Origin of the sequence: Rummeliibacillus sp. NPDC094406 (assembly GCF_044763875.1) — a bacterium.
Lineage (GTDB): Bacteria > Bacillota > Bacilli > Bacillales_A > Planococcaceae > Rummeliibacillus.
In genome coordinates this window covers 281647-301358 of sequence record NZ_JBIWGZ010000004.1, presented here as the reverse complement: position 1 = coordinate 301358, position 19712 = coordinate 281647, and the positions used below count along the sequence as shown (strand labels likewise).

At 36.2% G+C, this 19712-nt stretch carries 14 protein-coding genes; 4 read left to right on the top strand and 10 right to left on the bottom strand.

Annotation, left to right across the window (positions count from 1 at the left end; genetic code table 11):
- Positions 1-15: 15 nt before the first annotated feature.
- The 5 genes from ACIQ4I_RS13130 to phaQ form a co-directional block, all read right to left on the bottom strand.
- Entirely contained in the window at positions 16-552 is a 537-nt protein-coding gene (locus ACIQ4I_RS13130) for a hypothetical protein (RefSeq protein WP_403096486.1), read from the bottom strand.
- A 489-nt stretch (positions 553-1041) separates the two neighbouring features.
- Positions 1042-5358 carry a hypothetical protein gene (locus ACIQ4I_RS13125; RefSeq protein WP_403096485.1) on the bottom strand — a complete coding sequence of 1439 codons (4317 nt, stop codon included), beginning with the start codon at positions 5356-5358 and terminating at the stop codon, positions 1042-1044.
- A gap of 718 nt (positions 5359-6076) precedes the next feature.
- On the bottom strand, positions 6077-7021 hold the full coding sequence (locus ACIQ4I_RS13120; protein WP_403096483.1) for an aminoimidazole riboside kinase: 945 nt from the start codon (positions 7019-7021) through the stop codon (positions 6077-6079).
- Positions 7022-7671: 650 nt separating this feature from the next.
- On the bottom strand, positions 7672-8160 hold the full coding sequence (locus ACIQ4I_RS13115) for a hypothetical protein (RefSeq protein WP_403096482.1): 489 nt from the start codon (positions 8158-8160) through the stop codon (positions 7672-7674).
- 63 nt (positions 8161-8223) lie between these two features.
- Complete coding sequence (gene phaQ, locus ACIQ4I_RS13110) at positions 8224-8631, bottom strand: poly-beta-hydroxybutyrate-responsive repressor (RefSeq protein ID WP_403096481.1); 408 nt, start codon at positions 8629-8631, stop codon at positions 8224-8226.
- Between the two features lie 186 nt (positions 8632-8817).
- Here phaQ and ACIQ4I_RS13105 point away from each other — a divergent pair, with 186 nt between their 5' ends.
- The 3 genes from ACIQ4I_RS13105 to phaC all read left to right on the top strand — a co-directional run bounded on the left by ACIQ4I_RS13105 (position 8818) and on the right by phaC (position 11196).
- Positions 8818-9207, top strand: coding sequence for a polyhydroxyalkanoate biosynthesis repressor PhaR (locus tag ACIQ4I_RS13105; protein WP_403096480.1), 390 nt, complete (start codon positions 8818-8820; stop codon positions 9205-9207).
- A gap of 103 nt (positions 9208-9310) precedes the next feature.
- Entirely contained in the window at positions 9311-10084 is a 774-nt protein-coding gene (gene fabG / locus ACIQ4I_RS13100) for a 3-oxoacyl-[acyl-carrier-protein] reductase (RefSeq protein WP_403096812.1), read from the top strand.
- A gap of 53 nt (positions 10085-10137) precedes the next feature.
- Positions 10138-11196: a class III poly(R)-hydroxyalkanoic acid synthase subunit PhaC gene (phaC, locus tag ACIQ4I_RS13095; protein WP_403096479.1), complete on the top strand. Its 1059-nt coding sequence runs from the start codon at positions 10138-10140 to the stop codon at positions 11194-11196.
- Positions 11197-11538: 342 nt separating this feature from the next.
- Here phaC and ACIQ4I_RS13090 read toward each other — a convergent pair whose 3' ends face one another.
- The 5 genes from ACIQ4I_RS13090 to ACIQ4I_RS13070 form a co-directional block, all read right to left on the bottom strand.
- Complete coding sequence (locus ACIQ4I_RS13090; RefSeq protein WP_403096477.1) at positions 11539-13158, bottom strand: amidohydrolase; 1620 nt, start codon at positions 13156-13158, stop codon at positions 11539-11541.
- A 465-nt stretch (positions 13159-13623) separates the two neighbouring features.
- Positions 13624-13917 (bottom strand): cupin domain-containing protein, encoded by a 294-nt coding sequence (locus tag ACIQ4I_RS13085; protein WP_403096475.1) that lies wholly within the window; start codon positions 13915-13917, stop codon positions 13624-13626.
- 45 nt (positions 13918-13962) lie between these two features.
- Positions 13963-15387 carry an MATE family efflux transporter gene (locus ACIQ4I_RS13080; RefSeq protein ID WP_403096473.1) on the bottom strand — a complete coding sequence of 475 codons (1425 nt, stop codon included), beginning with the start codon at positions 15385-15387 and terminating at the stop codon, positions 13963-13965.
- Positions 15388-15430: 43 nt separating this feature from the next.
- On the bottom strand, positions 15431-16903 hold the full coding sequence (locus ACIQ4I_RS13075; protein ID WP_403096472.1) for an aldehyde dehydrogenase family protein: 1473 nt from the start codon (positions 16901-16903) through the stop codon (positions 15431-15433).
- Positions 16904-16916: 13 nt separating this feature from the next.
- Positions 16917-18203 (bottom strand): NAD(P)/FAD-dependent oxidoreductase, encoded by a 1287-nt coding sequence (locus ACIQ4I_RS13070; protein WP_403096809.1) that lies wholly within the window; start codon positions 18201-18203, stop codon positions 16917-16919.
- Between the two features lie 187 nt (positions 18204-18390).
- On the opposite strand from ACIQ4I_RS13070, the gene ACIQ4I_RS13065 reads away from it, so the two are divergent.
- Positions 18391-19623, top strand: coding sequence for a MerR family transcriptional regulator (locus tag ACIQ4I_RS13065; RefSeq protein ID WP_403096471.1), 1233 nt, complete (start codon positions 18391-18393; stop codon positions 19621-19623).
- Positions 19624-19712: the final 89 nt, after the last annotated feature.

Below are 19712 nucleotides of genomic sequence, written 5' to 3'. Positions count from 1 at the left end.
TAATCTTTAATATATTTATTTAGTAGATACATTCCAGCTGTATTTTTCCTTATTTTGATATACTTCTTTAGAATAAATTATAGAAGGGATTACATAATCACCCTTGTAGTATATTTTTTCACTAACTGCTTCCAATGGAATTTTGTATACCAGTTTTAGTGCTTTGTAGAAAGATCTTTCAAGGAGAACAACACAATAATCTATATGATGAGCCTCTGTATATTTAGTGAACAATCGAATTAGTCTTTCAAGGTTTTTACCTCTATGTTTTTTTAATATAGCAACCTTATCAATTTCTATCACTGAGTTTGGATCAAGTTGAATCAATTCTTTCTGATGGAATGGATATACGGTGTTTATGTTATTAGTAGGATCTAGAGCATATTTCTTGAATTCAATAGTCCCCACTTTTTGATTATCTGAATCTGTGATTATATATCGATCTGATGGAACGGTTCCATTCTCCAGACCATATCCCTTTTCCAACCAACATTCCATCCAAATTTGATTAAAATCATTTAACAATGCCAAAGAATCTACTTTTATGTACATGACGTGCTCCTCCAATAAATAAAAAAATCATAAAAATGCTAATGTTTATACATACTAGGTCTATTATACCTAAAATTCACATTAAATTTAAAGTAGCATTGTTAAAATAAACATACATATATTTCCCTATTTTTAGATTTAACACTCCAAATAATAACCAAATACTGTGACAAAATAGATATTTTTAATTATTTCAAATAGGTACTTTTCTATTATAAAATTACCAACATAATAATTCCCATGTACGTAGGTAAATTAATATTCTAAGTTTTGTTTACAAACATTCGGTTTTTTTTCTATCAAAGGGTTTTCTTCTATTTTAATCCACGAATTTAGACCTTTTATCTTCAAAACAAAGTAGCATATCCACGAAGTTTCGAATTGTATCCAAGATAAGCACTTTTTATATCCTAACAAACACTTTATCCACTACAATTCCATATAAAAAACTGCTACCCATTTGGATAGCAGCTTCAATAGTTCTTACACTCAATCTAGAATTTTCGTATACCAAGCAGGGTGCCCTTTTGTTGTTTGACTACCTTTACTAATATATCGGAATGAAACATTACACGCTTCTAGTTTTTCCATAAATGGTTTTATTTCCTCGTTTGCTACTACCCAAAGACTCCCGTCTTGTAGTCGATAATCGACAATTTCAAAACCTAGATCATTTAAAAATTTTACTATCGATATTTTCCCTTGTATTAATACATTCTGAATGAGCTCTGGTGGAATGTCATTGATTGTAGATGCTGAGACTATTTTTGATTCATTTTTTTCCTTATTCGTATAAATCAATGTGGGATTTTTCGGTAAATCTTCTTTAATAGCTAGCTTTTTTACTACTTTTTTATATTCTTCTATGAATGAATGATTTTCATCGGTAATCTTCTCAGTAGTAAATTGATCACTCAATTTGTTTTCTTTAACAGGTTTAGTAGGTATTTTTTTATTTTGAGTTTGAAAGTGTATTTTGGGTGCTTGCTCAGTCATCATATTCACGCTGAAATCATGGAGTACTTTTGAAGTTTCTTCAGCACCTATAGGTAAAATCCCAAGATCAGAGAGCTTTGACCACAGACCTTCCATTACTTTCTTTTGATTGCAGTAAAAGTCCCTACCGTTAACATGCCAGAATCTCCACCCCGCTTGCTCGAGTGTTCCTTGACGTTGTTGATATTCTTCAAACTTTTCGGGACCTTTCCATTTCTCTCCATCGCATTCCACAGCCAAACGGTCATGCAAGCCCTCAATTACAAAATCAATTTTGGTAGGACCTACTTTTACTTTAGGGGTAACACGATAATCCTTTGATAAGATCATGTTGAGTACATCAATTTCAAAAGCTGATTCACATAGGCTTTCTAAGTCTTCAATCTGGCCCATTTCATTCTTTGGATTTTGGCTTTCATTAAGTAAATCTTCTTCCATTAATTCAGCAATTTCTACCGATGGGAAATTCTGCTCCGCGATTTCATATAAAGATATTTCACCATCAAATAAAGATCTATTTGGAACATCTTGAATATAATTATGCATTAATTCAGCTACAGCCTCACGATTTGCTCCAATTACTAGAGGATTAGTTTGTTCAGAATCCCCCACCACGATTACTTTTTCTCCTCTTAGTAAAGCATTTATAGTAAATAAATCACATTTACTACTTTCATCAATAATGATGACATCAAATTTTTCATTTGTAATTGGGAAGTTTTGAATCACTTGATCAATTGGCATCATCCAAACTGGAATAGATGATTGTGCCCGTTTCACAGCTTTGCGTGTTTCACGATTTAATCTAGTAGTATATTTCCCTTCGTCTTTTTCGATTTTTTGACTATAGGATTTCCAAGCTGATAAAGCTTCTTTTTCTTCATCAGTTATTCGAGCAAGTTGTGTAGCCCATGTTGCATCTGTTACGATTTCTCGAATGTATTTCTTTTGCGTATTTAATTCATTTTGAAGAAGTTCGTTCAAAGCATTACAATTCGTATCACTATCTTCATTTACCCATGTTTCCATTTTCTTCAACACAAATGCTTCTATATACTGATCCTTTTCCAGTTTCACCTCACCGAAGTTTTTATTTAATCCCTCAACGGTGAGTGGTAGTTTATATTCTAATTGATCAGTGAATTTTTTCCATTTCGTAATCTTTTTGTCCACTTTGTGTAATTCCTTTAGCTCCCCTATTAAAGCCTTCCAAGCATCATCGTCTTTAACTTGCATTGCATAAAGGAATTGTTTTACAATAGCATGCATATTTTCACTATTCACCAAAGCAGCTAACTTCTCAATTTCAACGTCATATTTTTCTTGCCATCTTTCTAATCTGATATAGTTCAATGTATGTTCGATTTCTCTTTTCAAGTTTTCGTAATATGCGAAATCAAAAATATTACTTAGTTGAAGCTGCTCAATTTGAAGTTTCGATGATAATTCATAATCTAGATCTACAAGGTCGATGATTTGTGATAAAACTTCAATTCTTTCTTCCAGTATTTGAGGGAAATCTTGCCACGTGATGTCGACGCCTGGAATACCCATTTCATTCATATTCCCATTAAATAATCTCGATAATTTTGTAATTAGATTCCTGTATTCTAGATGCTTTTGGATTGTCGTAACATCTTCTAACTTTTTAAGCGGTTTTCCGTCTAGAACAGCTGTTTGGAATAAATATTGAGTTGTTTTTCCTTTTCGAAGGAAGAACAATCGATTCGGCTTTTTACCTGAAAGGATCCTCTCTCTCGCGATAATCAAGTCTAATTGAATTTCACTATTTAGCTTTTTAGGCAACATAATTTTGTGATGGATTAACTCATGATATAAAGCAAGTGCTATTTCAGTATGCTGCTTTAACTCATTAACGAGTTGCACCCAAAACGCTCTTCGCTTCTCACTAGAAAGTAAATCCTGAATAAAGTTACTGAAATTTTCATCCTCAACTAGATGATGCTTGGCGATGATCTCCTCAACTAATGCTTTCATAATGAGTAGAGTTGATTTTTTTTCAGGTGTACGTTCTATCGGCATTATATATTGCAAGTCAATTTCATCGACTAATTGCTTCTCTTCCTCAAGTAACGCTTTAAATGTTGATTCATTTAAAATATCCGAATTAGTAGGCAATATGGTATCAATTAACGCATAATCTTCTTTTTTGAAAGAATTTTGTAATGTACAGAATTCTTCCCACTCGTCCTGATTCAAAGGAAATTTCATAATTAAAGGAAGATCGTCTTTTATCCATTGATAATGGACATCTGTTTCAGCTAGACGTTTTGCTACATCATATTTAAAAAGTTGCTGATCGCCGTATAAAATAGGCGTTCCTTCAGATTTCGCATATTGTTTCAAGCTATTTCTGTACTCTGCTTCATTTTGTATACTTTGATTTAATAACTGTTGATTTTGCTCTATATTTTCTTTTAGTTTTTGTAGATCTAAGGCTTCTAACTTTTCTCCAATTAGTCGAATGGATTGTTCGATTTCATTGAATGCATTTGTTTCCTCACTTAAGTAAGGTACACATAAATCTCGAATTTCTTCTGGAATCTTATTTTTCAATTCACTTAATTGACTATCTTCTTGAGTTGTAATGAGGATTTTTTTACCCTCAGCTAAATAGTGAGAAATGAGATTTGCGATTGTGTGTGTTTTCTCTGTTTCTGAAGACACATGAACCTTTACGCCATTATTTTGTTCAATACGTTTTACAATCTCTTTTTGCTGCTCATTCGCATTTAATGGGAAAAATACTTGATTTGGTAATGTTGATTTCAACAAATTCGATTTATTTATACTATTTGGATGATGTTGTTTAGGAATATCCCCTAAAATAGCATGGATCGAATCAGGAAGTTCTATCTTGTTTTGATCAATTGCAGAAATAATTTGTTGCAAATCATTTCTTATAATCCCAGAACTTTTTGCACGTACGATTAGCAATGACTGATTTATTATGACAGGTGCATGATTATCACTTGTTTCAACGTTACTATTTTCAATAAAACGTCCGTTTGGATCTAGTAAATGAACCAACTGTTTAAGTTCACTTGATAGGTCATCTGAAAAGCTGAAATTCTCAATATTGTCAATTAGGATATCGATTTGTTCTCTATTCAGTAGTGTCTTCCCACTAAACAATTCATTTTCAAACTTTAATCCTTTTGTTTCCTCTTTTAACGTAATCAAGTCAGATTCAGCATGAAGGGTAAACATCACATTTGTCGTAAACAATGGGAGCTCTATCGTTTCTCCTCCATCTGCTCCTGACCATTTCAATAATCCCTTTGATAGTACTAATTCGATTGAATCACTTTCCTGCTCTAATCTATCGATCAATTCGAGAAGCTCAGCATAGAGATTTTGGGCACGAGCTAACCGATTTTTCCTTTCTATCCACACTTTCCATTCTGATAAACGTTGTGAATCTAGTTTGATGTTTTCTTCGTTTTCACCAACATGAAAGACCGTTTCGTTTACCTTTAATGTGTGTTTGTAACTCGGTGTACTCGACTCTTTTTTATAATCGGCATCTATCATCCATTTGTCTAACTCAGGATATGGACTTGGACTTTTGAGTAATGCGTGGTCGATGGTAGGCTTATGTATTTCTAGTAGATTTGACGGTCGCCCACATCTATTTCCAATAGTGCATCCTTCAACTTCACCTAATTCGTCCCAAATCCATGTCTTTTCATAATCTTGAATCGAATGAATGGGTTTTCCATTCAATGATGAAAGTGCTAATAAATATTCAAAAAAACGTTTCGCTTTATCATTCAATTGCTCTTTCAATATCGACACCCCTATCTTTTATTCGTTTTCAATAAAAAGCCTAGAAGTATATATAAACTCCCTTAACTCTTAATGTATATGCTCTAGAAAATGGACTATGCCCTATTTTCTTTATTCGATCATTGTATAGTTGGATTAATTTCATGAATGCTTTACTAATAAAAATGCGAACATTATTCTCTTTATTTGAATAATTATTTAATGGTATTTCCGCTACAGACGGACGCTTTCCGCGGGCAAGCATCAAGCCTCCTCCTCACTACGTTCGTGCGGGGTCTTGATTTGCTTGCTTTTCCTGCAGGACTCTGAATGCACTTCACTGAATCAACCTCGCACGAAGGAAATGCGAATGCATTTTCGAGGACTCGCCGTCTTCCGCTCCCTCAAAAAGGTTTTGTTTATCAAATGTTGAGTTAATAAAGCAAAATATCTAACGAATCCGTTCTGATGCGTACTCCTGCGGTTACTTGTCGCAAAAATTTTTCACTGCGTGGTCACTCTGTCAGTTTTTCCGGCAAATCTTATTCGTATCAAAAACGATAGCGTCAGGTACTGAAATATCGGGGTATTCACCTCCACTTTTCTACTGCTTTTTGCTGGATTGAGAGAACACCCCAACATTTAGAATTGAACTAGATTTTGTATGCTGAATGTCAAAAAAGTAGCCTTACACAGTTTAGTTTCGTGTAAGGCTACTTTGATCTTTTATTAGCTGCATTTATTTTTGATTTTTCAAAAGCGCTTGAATTTCCTGTAAAGTTGGGAGCCCGGTCATGGCACCTTTTTTTGTCGTAGATAATCCTCCTGAAATATTTGCAAAGCGAATCATCTCGACAATTTCTGGTTCTGAATGGTCTTCTAGTGATCTGGCTGATTCATTTAGTGAATAGAGAATCCCAGAAACAAATGCATCACCTGCACCAGTAGTATCAACTGCCTGACATGTCAGAGCAGGAACAGTTCCAATCTTCCCTTTAAAATAATACAAACATCCTTCAGATCCTAACGTAACCAAAATCAGCTGCACTTTAGGTAATAGTGTGATTCCTTCTTCCATGCCACTGCAACCTGTTAAAAAGGATAGTTCTTCATCGGAAACCTTTAAGATATCCACATATGGAATTGTAGCAAGTATGGTTTCTTTGGCCTGTTTTTCGGAACGCCAAAGGTTTCGCCGAAAATTCGGATCGTAGGAAATCAGCATCCCCGACTCTTTTGCCTTCTTGATCGCCTCAAATGTCGTTGATTTAGAAGGCTCGTTAATTTGAGAAATCGATCCAAAGTGAAAAATCTTATGTTGTGTAAATAGCGATGCGTCTAATTCTTCTTTTTGCAAAAATTGGTCCGCACTCGGGTTTATGTAGAAACTAAAATGACGTTCCCCTGAAGCCTCAAGTGAAACGAACGTTACGCCAGTTCGTGCCTTTTCCGAAAAAATCATCGAACGAGTATTCACGCCGTACCCTTCTAAAGTTTCCTTCAAAAAATGTCCAAGCACATCGTCTCCAACTTTACCAAGAAAAGTCGCTTTCCCTCCAAGTTTCGCAACACCAACAGATACATTCGCTGGCGCACCACCAGGAGCTTTCTGATAGGTTAGATTGTCAGCATCCAGAGGAATAAAATCAATTAAAGCTTCTCCTAAACATAAAACACCTTTCATGAACATTACACCTCCTCATTTAGTTCGTGAAATATTCATCTATTTCAGCAGTTTTTAAAATTATGTAAAAAACTGTTGGCGAATCAAGAAGATCAACCAATCTGTACATAATTAGATTTCTCTTATTCATTCATTAATAACTTAATAACTATAATTATCAGTTTAACCACAATTTCACTCGCGCTTTTGGAGACTAACTAATCCTAATATAGTAAACGATACACTATTTTTATCTTTGTTAAAAACATTCCATTAAAGTTACATTATCTTTAATTGTAAGTGAAAAGGACTAACATTGCATTTTAATTTTTAAATAGATTTTTGGTTCCTATTGCCGATACTAAAATTATTTAGAAGCGATGACTGCTAAGGAGATTGTCCAATAAGAAGAATTTAATAAGAAATGTAGTTATTTAATTAGAAAAAAAATTGCTCTTCGACACTTTTGTGAAGAAGAGCAATTTTCTTTAAATTTTATAAAAAGTTGATTGGAGTGGAGGGTGGTGACTCCTGTGGGATTAGCGTGAAGGTTGAGACCCCACACGAAGCACAGCGAAGGAGGAGGCTCAACTCACGCCCCACGGAAAGCATCCACCCGTAACGGAAATCAACGGATTAGCACCACAAGAATTTACCTATTTATCTAGCTCTTAAACTACAAATAATCCTTTTTGTGTTTTTTTCAATTGCTCAGTTAACTCTTCAATTTTACCAATCACTTCGAGTCGTTGTTGTTTTTGCTCTTCAAGTGCAGTTTTCACAGTAGACTCCAAATGGTTATTCGTTTGTACGACAATATCTAGAATGGAACGGCTTGGAATACTGACTAACTCTTGTGATTTGTTCGTAATTTCTTGAACATTCGTTATCCAATTTGAAAATTGCTCGAATTGATTATTACTAATGACTTCATTTACACTACTTTGTACTTTTTCTTGTATTTCTTTTGTCGCTTTTTTTGAATCTTCCTCAATTGTGTTAATGGTCGTAACAGTAGATTCAATAAGGTCCTTTTGATAAGTGAATGCTTGTAATGTTTTTTCGCCTACTTCTAATTGAAATTGTTGCCATGTTTTTAGACTGTTTAACAAACCATCCCATAATATATCCACACTCTTTACTACTTGTTCGTTCGCCATTTACTATTCCTCCCATTTTTTCGTTCATTTATAATGAATGCAAACCATTGCATATCATCCAAATCATGCATCCTCTTCCCCTTTTTCTGGTGAAGACTGATTGAGGGTAAAGAATGGATTGTATACACTAAAGAAATTATTCAACAATGTTTGATACTGGCTTAATGAACCTGCCCACATGTCCAAATATCGTTCGCCCGCTTCAGTTATTGCATAAATACGTTTAGCAGGTCCCTTTGTTGTTGTATCCCATTCCGAAGACACTAAGGCGTCCTTTTCAAGCTTTCGAAGAAGACGGTAAAAATTCCCCTGATCAATAGAATCAACACCAAACTGCGTGATCTTCTCCATCAATTCATAACCGTGTGAATTCCAATTACGTAAATGTAACAACATAAGCGGAATTAAGAAATTTTGGGGTGCGCCAAGGTTTGAACTGTTTTTTTTATTCTTTCCTTTCCCTGATTCCATCACTCTCACCTCCCCATTCACTACTACACATAAGTGTAATTTACACCTATATATCCACATAGTATGTTGACGGCATAAAAAAAATTAATAAATTACTAATCTATTTTTATTCATATTTTTAAAAACAGAACCATAAGCTAGATTTATAAGTGCTTGAAAAGGTGCTTGAAAAGGAGATGATTTCCAATGAGTCAAACTGTAACACTCGATCCTTTTAAGATTTGGAAGGATATGTACGAAAAAACGGAAAGCACATGGCGAGGAGCGATCCAAGATACGCTTGGAACAGAACAATTTGCACAAGGTTTAGGGCAAATCCAAAATCAGTATGTACAATATCAAGAAGTAGTCAACACAATGACTGAATCCTATTTGAAACAAGTAAATATTCCTAGTCGTGAAGAAATTGCAAAAGTAGCATCCCTGATTATTAACGTCGATACAAAAATTGACGACATGGAAGACTTAATCGATGAACAAAAGGATTCTACTACTAGTGAAATTGATCAACTGAAAAAAGATGTCAACAATTTAAATCATAAATTAGATCAAGTCCTTGAATTACTAAAAAAATAAAGCAATAATCGCAATCTCTACCACTACTAACTGTTTATATCAAAATGAATGGTAGTTTCTAAAAAAAACGATAAATTGAGGAGTGAATTTTTTTATGTCAGCAATGGAAATAAGAGAATCAGGCCAGTCAAATCCTTTAAAACCACTTACAAATCAAGTAGCAATCGTGACAGGTGCATCACGTGGAATTGGTGCAGAAATAGCAAAAGTATTAGCAGAACAAGGTGCAACAGTTGTTGCTACTTATAGCTCATCTGAAAAAGAAATGCAAAAAGTCGTACATGAGATTGAAGAAAAGGGCGGTCATGCAATTGCATTAAAAGCGAATGTTAGTGAAGCAGACGATTCACAACGCCTTATCGAAGAAGTGTTAAAACAATTTTCTAAAGTTGATATTCTTATTAATAATGCTGGGATAACAAAAGATCGCTCATTCCGCAAAATGTCAAAAGACGAATGGGATCAAGTGATTAATGTCAATTTAAATGGGATTTTCCACACAACATCTGCAGTGATTAATCACATGATTGAAAGAAAGTATGGACGTATCATTAATATTAGTTCCATAATCGGCCAAGCTGGTGGTTTTGGTCAGACGAATTATGCAGCTTCAAAAGCTGGAATACTAGGATTCACAAAATCTCTTGCTTTAGAGACAGCTAAAAATGGGATTACCGTCAATGCCGTTTGCCCTGGGTTTATTGAAACAGAGATGGTTGCAGCTATGCCTGAAAATGTCAAACAAAACATTGTTTCAAAAGTACCTATGCAACGATTAGGCACCACTTGTGAAATAGCGGAAGCTGTACTGTATCTTATTCAAGCAAGCTTCGTGACTGGACAAGAGATTAATGTCAATGGCGGACTATATATGTAACGGATTAGAAATTTAAAGTATACTATACAAATTGAAATTATCGGAGGTATCATATGCTTGCTTCAAAATTAAAGTCTCCAACTGATGAAAGCTTGAAAAAGGTAAAAAGACTAACAGAAGTTTTCGTTATGGAACCGGAGCCACAAGTAGGCCAAACGCCAAAGGAAGTCATTTGGACAAAAAACAAAGCAAAATTATACCGCTATCAACCAGCAGTAAAAAAGACGAATAAAGTACCTATTCTCATGATTTATGCACTTATTAATAAGCCCTATATTTTAGATCTATATCCTGGCAACAGCTTGATTGAACATTTAACGAATAAGGGACATGATGTCTATCTTTTAGACTGGGGAGTACCAGGCAATGAAGATCATCATATGAAACTAGATGATTATATCGTAGACTATATTCCACGGGCTATCAAAAAAGTGCTAAGGAAGTCAGAAGCAAAAGAATTAACGCTGCTTGGGTATTGCATTGGTGGAACCATGTCAGCTATTTTTACTGCACTGAATCCACAGCTTCCCATCCGCAATCTCGTTTTATTGACTAGTCCAATTGACTTTACGGATGCTGGGCTCTTTACAAATTGGTTGGATAAACGATACTTCCAGCTTGATAAATTGGTGGATACGCTAGGCAATATTCCATTTGAGATGATTGATTTTGGAAATAAATTACTAAGCCCTATTTCAACTACGTATGGTCCTTATGTTTCTATTGTGGATCGTGTAGAAGACGAGAACTTTGTTTTAAACTGGAAACTCATGCAAAAGTGGTTGAATGATGGCGTTCCTTTCCCTGGTGAGGCTTATAGACAGTGGATTCGAGACTTCTATCAGGACAATAAACTCATAAATGATGAATTAGAAATTCGCGGAGAAAAAGTGAAGTTAGCCAATATTAAGGCAAATCTTCTCAACATTTCTGCTACGCGCGACAACATTGCTCTACCACATCAAGTTGCACCGCTAAATGACAAAGTATCAAGCCAAAATAAGACACTTCATAGCGTTGAAACGGGTCACATATCAGTTGTCACTGGACGCAAAGCAATCAAGGAAATTCATCCTTATATTGAAAATTGGATCACTGAAAATTCAAAATAAGTTAAGAAAAAGAAGCAACGGATACATCGTTGCTTCTTTCTCATTTCAACATTTAAATTGAATTTCTGATATTGTCTGGTTAACTGACACTATGATGTTCAGATAAATATCGCTAGGGTAAAAAAACTCCTGATTAGTATATATCTGCTATTGAATGAAGTGGAATTAGCTCCGCTTTCCGTGGGCGAACTGACAAGCCTCCTCGCTGCGCTCCGGGGTCTCGTCTAGCTCGTTTTCCCACAGGAGTCTACGCTAATTCCACTTCAACTAAGATGACAATACAAGATTTTTTTACTTTTTCAGTGGCCTCACGCTATTCTCATAGAAGTCACCTTTAACAAATTAAATTCCCACTAATTCCCTCTTATTATAGATAATTTCTCCATCAATCATAGTTGTTTCTACTTTTAAATCTTTAATCTGATCTGGGATGGTATTTAAAATGCTGTCATTTAGAATAACAAGATCAGCCAATTTCCCGATCTCTATGCTTCCTTTTATCTCTTCTTCAAAACTCGCATAAGCACCATTCCAGGTGTATAGTTTGATAGCCTCCATAACGCTTATGGATTGACTGGAACCAATCTCCATACCTGACTGGCTTTTTCTATTAACAGCCACATGAATTCCTAATAAAGAATTAAAGTCAGTAACTGGAGCATCTGATCCACCTGCTGCTATGATCCCACAATCAATAAAATCACGAGCTGCATACATATGATGAACGCGATCACCATAGTGATTTACATATATCTCTCCGAATTCGTACGGAAATGGAGGATTTGGAATCGGAATTATCTCAAGTTTTTTCATTCTCTCTTGTAAATCCGGCGATGATATTCCAGCATGCTCAATCCGATGTCGATGGTTTTTTCTTGGTGATTCCTCTAACGCCTTTTCTACACAATTTAAATACATTTCAATGGCTTTATCACCTTGTGCATGTACTGTGATTTGGTAGCCTTTTTTATGTGCTTCACCTAAAACTCGATAAATTTCTTCCTCACTATAATAAAGAATTCCATAATTGTTAGGATCACTTGAGTATGGCTCACGGGTTGCAATTGTAGGTCCGGTGCTACTTCCATCTGTAAACATTTTTGCTGGTCCTATTTTAAATCTTTCATCTCCTGTACCCGTTACCACACCAGCTTCGACCATTTTATTAACAAATTCTTGGGAGTTATTTATCTGACATATCATTGCGTATACTCTGACACGAATATCTCTACTTTTTACAGCCTGTTGTAGTAAACGATAACTATCAGGACCCTGTCCACCAGCCTCATGTACACTTGTTATTCCCGCTGCAACAAAATGATCTGATGCAATTTTCATACCCTTCCGTAATTCATCTTCTGTATAACTTGCAACCTCGGTCATTGCCATATTTGCTGCTTCCATTAATTTCCCTGTCAATCTTCCTTCCAGGTCCTTTTCAATAACCCCCCCAGCAGGATTCGGTGTATTCTCGTTTATTTGCGCTAATTCAAGTGCTTTACTATTTACCACACTTATATGGTTACAAGTCCGCGATATAATAATAGGATGTTCTACTGAAATTGCATCCAGTTCAGCGATTGTTGGATATCGCTTTTCCTTTACAGCGGTTTCGTTAAAGCCACAAGCGCGTATCCATTCACCCTTAGGAGTTTCTAAGGATTTCTTCTTCAAATCTTTTAATAGAGCCTCGATGGAATCTATATGTTCAGCCTTACAATTTACCGCCAGCTGATCCACCCCATAAAACATAAGGTGAATATGGGAATCTATGAATCCAGGGAGAAGTGTTTTTCCTTGCAGATCGATGACATTCGTTTTTTCTCCTATGAAACTCTTAACCTCCTGATTTAAACCAACAAAGACGATGCGATTATCTTTAACAGCTACAGCCTCTACTACAGTATTCTTTTGATCTACTGTGATAACTTCTCCATTTACAAATACAATATCCGCTTCCATAAACACACTCCTCATTAATTAATTAAAATGAGTCAATTTTATAAATCTATTTTCGGTTTTTAAATACGAACATTTCAACACTTAACTTTTCCATATTCAGATTTGGATGTTCCGCTACAGACGGGGCTTTCCACGGACTTGGATTTAGTCTCTCCTCGTCACTACGTTGAGAGCACTGAAAAACGATTATACCCCTAGCTTTTATAGACAAATCTGCTGTAACATGAAGTGGAATCAGCTTCGCTTTCCGCGGGCGAACCGACGAGCCTCCTCGCTACGCTGCGGGGTCTCTCTGGCTCGCTTTCCCGCAGGAGTCTTCGCTAATTCCACTTCAACAAATATAGCAATACAAGATTTTTATAATAAAATTTCATCTATTTTTACTTTTTCATTACCTTTTTCTACGTTCCTTCGGGCATTCTATTATTGTATTACCAATAAACGTAAAATCTTCTTCTGTGATGTTTAACGGATAACTTCTTCTATATTTATTTCATAGTTTAATTTATAATTCTTTTTCAAATAGGCTGGACAATCCCATTCACAGACAAGGTCTTTAGCCAAGAAAACCAGCCAGTCCTTCGTTATATGGTGCTTTTCTCCATCTACAGTGATAAATACTTCACCATCTGTTACATAGAAAACCTCTTGTTCTTCTAGATGCCACATTCCTTTATCCTGTCCGCCTACCCAAGGTTCCCACGTTTTCACGTCTAGTTGTTGTGCTTCTTCGGCTGTAATTTTTTTCGCAAAAAACATCATCATCATCTCCCTTTCTCATAGGTAATTATGGAAAAAGACGTTCTATAAACGTACTGCATTAACATTTATCTCTTTTAACTGTTTGAATTCCTTTCTTATAAAATAAATAGCAATAAGAACGCCAGGAATTTCTGAAACAGGACCTGCGTACCATATACCTTCTACACCCCAGAATTTCGGAAAGATAAACATAAACGGGAACGTAAACAACAGCGTTTTACTTACATTTATAAATGTTGCTCTCCAGTTTCTCTCCTGTGCTTCGTAATAGCCGGAGATAAGTAAACTAACTGCATTTAAAGTAAACATGCAATTAAATACGATTGTCGTCCAGATGCCGAGCTGCTGTAATTCCGGATCGCCACCCGAGAAAAATGACACAATTGGACTTGCAAAAATGATGAGTATAGCTGTTATCACTGTAAAGAAGGATAACGTAAAAATGAGCCCCATCTTAATTGCATCTCTAACACGATCATAATTGCCAGCACCGTAATTATAACTAATGATAGGTTGAAGTCCTGTCATCCCGCCAAGTGCTGCTAAGGCAAGCAGGTTTGTAATATAACCGTTTTGAATCGTGAAAGCAGCAACATGCAGGCCCCCACCGTAACTTTGCAGTAAATTGTTGAAGAAAATGATGGCAAAAAACATCATCAACTGACCTGAGAAAGAGGCAAATCCCGTCCAAGCGACTTCACCGATTGTCTTGAGGCTAATCATAATATCTTTGATTTTTGGCTTAAGTTTTGTTTTGCCAAACCAGAAATAAAAGATCAAGAGAACAGGAATTGATTGCGAGATTGTATTGGCCCATGAGGAACCCATCATCCCCATATCAAACTTCGTTACCATAATCCATTCTGTAATCCCCCCAACAGCTGCACCAACAAGCCAACTGTTCATGGATAAAATAGGTTTTTCATCAATATTGGTTAAAATACTTAAAACAACGGCCAATATAGTTAATGGCAAGGAAATCCATAAAAGACGGCTGTATTTCACGGCATATGGAAGTACTTCCTCACTCGCCCCAAACAATGTCATCATTTGATTTTCAAAGATCAATCCCAGTACAGCTATCAATACGGAGATGAAAAGTGTAAACCATAAAGTTTGTCCCATTATTGCTCTAGCTTCTTCAAGCTTCCCCTGTCCAAGTCGAAGGGAAATGACTGCTCCGGCACCCACTCCAAAAAGAACACCGAGCATACGAGTAATAACCATAACTGTAAATCCTATTCCAATTCCTTCAATTTCTAAAACTTGAAAGCCACTAACGAAATAGCCATCTATTACAGCTACAACCCCTAGAATTACGTTAGCCATAATTCCTGCCAAAGCAAATCGTAAATATAGTATTGGAATACTTTTGGTTCCCAGCATTGATTCATTTGCCGTCATCATTAATACTTCTGACCGTTCCTTTTCTCTCTCAGATGAAGGATGTTTTTTCTCTATTCCCATAGGCATATCCCCCTATTAATAATTTACGCAGCAAGTAGCACAATTAATTTGCATACCAACCTACAGGTTTGACATGACGATGAACATTGATTTGCTTCATTTCCATGAAATGTTCCAGTCCAACAGAACCTAATGATCTGCCGATTCCACTTTGCTTATACCCTCCCCAAGGGCTATCAACATAGGCAAGGTGATAACTATTAATCCAAGTAATTCCTGCTCGTAATTTACTTATAACACGTTTTGCTCGCTCCATATCTTCAGTAAATACTGCACCTGCTAATCCATAGATGGAGTCATTCGCCTTCTGAATGGCATCTTCCTCATCTTTAAATTTCTGTACGACAAGGACTGGACCAAAAACCTCTTCCTTAACAATTCGCATATCTTCATTTACATCAGCAAAGATTGTTGGTGCAACGAAAAACCCTCGCTCCAGCCCATTTTCCGTTAAGCGCTTACCACCGCACACTAATCTTGCGCCTTCTTCAATCCCACTTTTAATATAACTTAAGACTTCATTCATATGAAACTCATTTGTAAGCGCTCCCATTTCACTGTTCTCGCTTTCCCCGTTGCCCACTACAATTTTGTTTGCGCGCTCAGCCAACCTTTCCACAAACTTATCGTAAATAGTCTCTTGTACTAGTAAACGAGATGCAGCTGAACAAACTTGACCGGCATTATGGAAAATACCAAACATCGCATTCTCTACCGCTGCTTCAAAATCCACATCGTCAAACACAATAAGTGGAGATTTACCACCCAATTCAAGCGTTATTTTTTTCATATTGCTTGTAGCTGCATGCATAATACTTTGACCCGTTTTTGTTCCTCCAGTAAAGGAAACCTTGTCAACATCAAGGCTCTCAGCAAGCTCGTTCCCAACTTTTGATCCTGGTCCCAAAACCAAGTTCGCCACTCCAGCGGGAATTCCAACCTCTTCAATAATCTCAAATAATTTGAATGCGCTTACAGGTGTTAACTCAGAAGGCTTAAGTACAATCGTATTCCCTGCTGCGAGTGCCGGAGCAATTTGCCAAGCAGCCATCATAAGAGGGAAGTTCCATGGTACAATCAAACCACAAACACCAATCGGTTCATGAATAATCATAGTTTCTGAAGAATCAGCACGAATGTACGATTCCTTTTTTATTTCTTTAACCTGATCAGCGTAATAACGGAAGGTTTGTATCGCTACAGGAATATCCGCAGTAGTAGTAGCTCGAATGACCTTTCCATTATTTAACGTTTCCAAAAAGGCTAATTCAGTTGCCTTTTCTTCAAGTCGGTCTGCTATCTTATAAAGGTAAGCCGCTCTTTCTTCTGCCGATAAATTTGACCAAATACCGCTGTCAAATGCTTTACGAGCTGCCTTGATTGCCTTCTTTGCATCATCCACTGAACCATCAGCGGTTGATGCAATTACCTCTCCGTTTGCAGGATTTATAATGTTCTTTCTATCTCCAGATAACGCTTCTACCCATTCCCCATCAATGTACATGTTAATTTTCATGAATATCTCTCCTTTAACTTATCATGTCGAGCATTTTGAAACTAATATGCGCTAGATTTACCAGAAGTGTTTTTTGATTATAGAGCGGGAATGATTTGAGACGTTCTTTTTCAAATCGGAATCCACCCGCATCTCCCGTAATAATCCATTGAGCCAATAACTTACCAAATAAAGTCGAGAGGGAAGCACCATGGCCCGAATAACCTGTTGCAAAATATGCGCCTTCTTTGGATTTACCTATTAACGGGAATGTATCAACTGTAACCCCGATAAATCCACCCCAACGATAATCTATTTTGCTTCCGGCCAGTTTTGGCATTATTTTAACCATGGCATCATAAACACTTTGATACACTTCTTCCCCTAAATTAGGACGTATATCACCACCACCAAAAACAATCCGATTATCTGGTGTACGTCGGAAATAGTAAAGGAAATGGCTTGTATCGAACACCATACGATCTTTAGGAATGACGGAATCTACAACTGATTCTGGAAGCTGTTCAGTAGCAATAATACGCGCCGAAATTGGCAGTACCCCTTTGTTTAACTCACTTATGATTTTTCCGGAATAGCCATCTGTAGCCACAATAATATCTCTCGCAGTAACAGTCCCTTTTTCTGTTACAACTTTCACGTTGTTTTGACCATACTCAATAGATAACGCTTTCGAATGCTCAAAGATTTGTGCACCGACCGATCTAGCAGCTTCTCCCAAACCAATTGCATAGTTCAGCGGATGGAATGAGTAACTCGAATTGTCTACTAAGCAGCCATGATAAAGCGGAGAATCAATCTCTTTATGTAGCTGATTTTTGTCAAGCACGCTTGATTCGTACCCGAAATGTTTGTTTAAGTATTCGCTTTCTTTTTTCAATTCTTCAAAATGCTTAGGTTTGTAAGCGGTTACAATATGACCTGTCCTTCTAAAGTCACAATTAATTTGATGCTCTTCAATGATGTTTTTAACCAGTTGAACACTACGTAAAGAAAGATCATTAAGCTGTCTCGCTTCTTCAGGTCCATACTTTTTGGCAAGCTCCTGCATCGTTGGCTTATAGCCTGGCAATACCATCCCGCCATTACGACCGCTCGCGCCATATCCAATCGTTTCTTGTTCAAGGACAATGGCATTTCTCCCTAGTTTTTGCAAATGATACGCAGAAGAAAGTCCTGTGAAACCTGCACCAATAATGACAACATCGGCCTCTACATTTCCTTCAAGGGGCTTTCCATTTGTATAGCAGTTTGCAGTCGCTTTCCATAATGAAAGTGTATCCATTCGATCCATTTTTTTCATCACTTATTCCTTCTCCTTTCGTGACATGTATGTTACAATACTGTCAAAATTATTCTGACTATTCAAACTACTTGTCATTATAATATGATTTTGTGCTACCTCCACGTCAATAGTTTTTTTTACGCTTTTTAGATTTATTTTCATAAAAAAGTGGAGTAACTCCACTTTTTCCATAGGGGGAACATCTATGAAAATCGGTACATTTGCAAAGCTTTTTCATGTTACAACCGATACTGTTCGTTATTACATCGAACTGGGATTATTGCTTCCGGACAAAAAAAACACTCAATATCAAATGAACCAATCGTGCCACGATGACATGGCTTTTATCACCAAATTAAAAAAATTTCATTTTTCACTTCAAGAAGTACAAGAAATTCTATCGTATCAACGTGTTACAAATTTCTCGGACCATGAAGATATCAACTACTACAACAACTTGCTCATTGAAAAAAAGAACCAGCTAATCAAGAAAAAAGATGAAATATCAAAGTCAATCCAATTAATTGAAAAAGCGGTTCAAACCAGCTCTCTTACATCCAAAGAGGGAAATTTTACTGGAGTCCCGCTTTCCTTCGTAAATCTTCTCTATTGTCCAAAGTGCCAAATCCTGCTTGAAATGAAAGATGTGACGATAAAAAATAATTACATTCAAAAAGGTGGGTTAACTTGTACTTGTGGGTACGAGGCAGCTATTGAAGAAGGGATTATCATCACCACTAACTTATATGAGACATCTCCATATCCTTCTTATTTTTACGATATAGAAACGATTAAAGAGATGAATCACAGTATGATTAATTTATTTGAAAAAAGTAACTTTTGGTTTCAAAAAGTTCTGCAAAGTATAGATTTGAAAAACAAATTAATTGTGGAAACAAACATTGATGCTTTTGTGACACTTCCCAAATATATCGATACTCTTGATTTGAGCGCATCCTACGTATTCAGCGGCTACTCACTTGCGATGCTCAAAAAGGTTAGAAAAAGAATTGAGGGTAAAAATCCTAAGCTAAATGTCCTTTATATTTTGAATACGGATTTAAACCTGCCATTGAAACCTTTTAGCATCGATGTTTTTGTGGACAGTTACTCAACAAATGATTTTTCATTACTCAACCCACAGTTTCCTATAAATGTTCTAAAAAACTATTTCAAAAGCGATTCAATCATTGTTGGCGGATACTCTTATTATGACAACTGGTCCAAATCTTTGATAAACATTTCTTCCTTATATCCGAATTCTCATCAATACACTTTATATCCAAAATACATAGACGAGAATTTATCAGTTAACGGATTTCAAATAACACAAAGTGAAAATATCGGTTACTGTACAGATCCAGGACCTTTTTTTGATTATCATGTGAAGGATGATAAATTCCACATGTCAATGTATTTAGCCAGTACTTCAAGGTAGATTATAAAAAAGGCGTTCCTTAAAGGGCTAGCTTTCGGATAGGACCGCCTTTTAATATGATAGCGCTTACACCTTACTTTAATAATAGA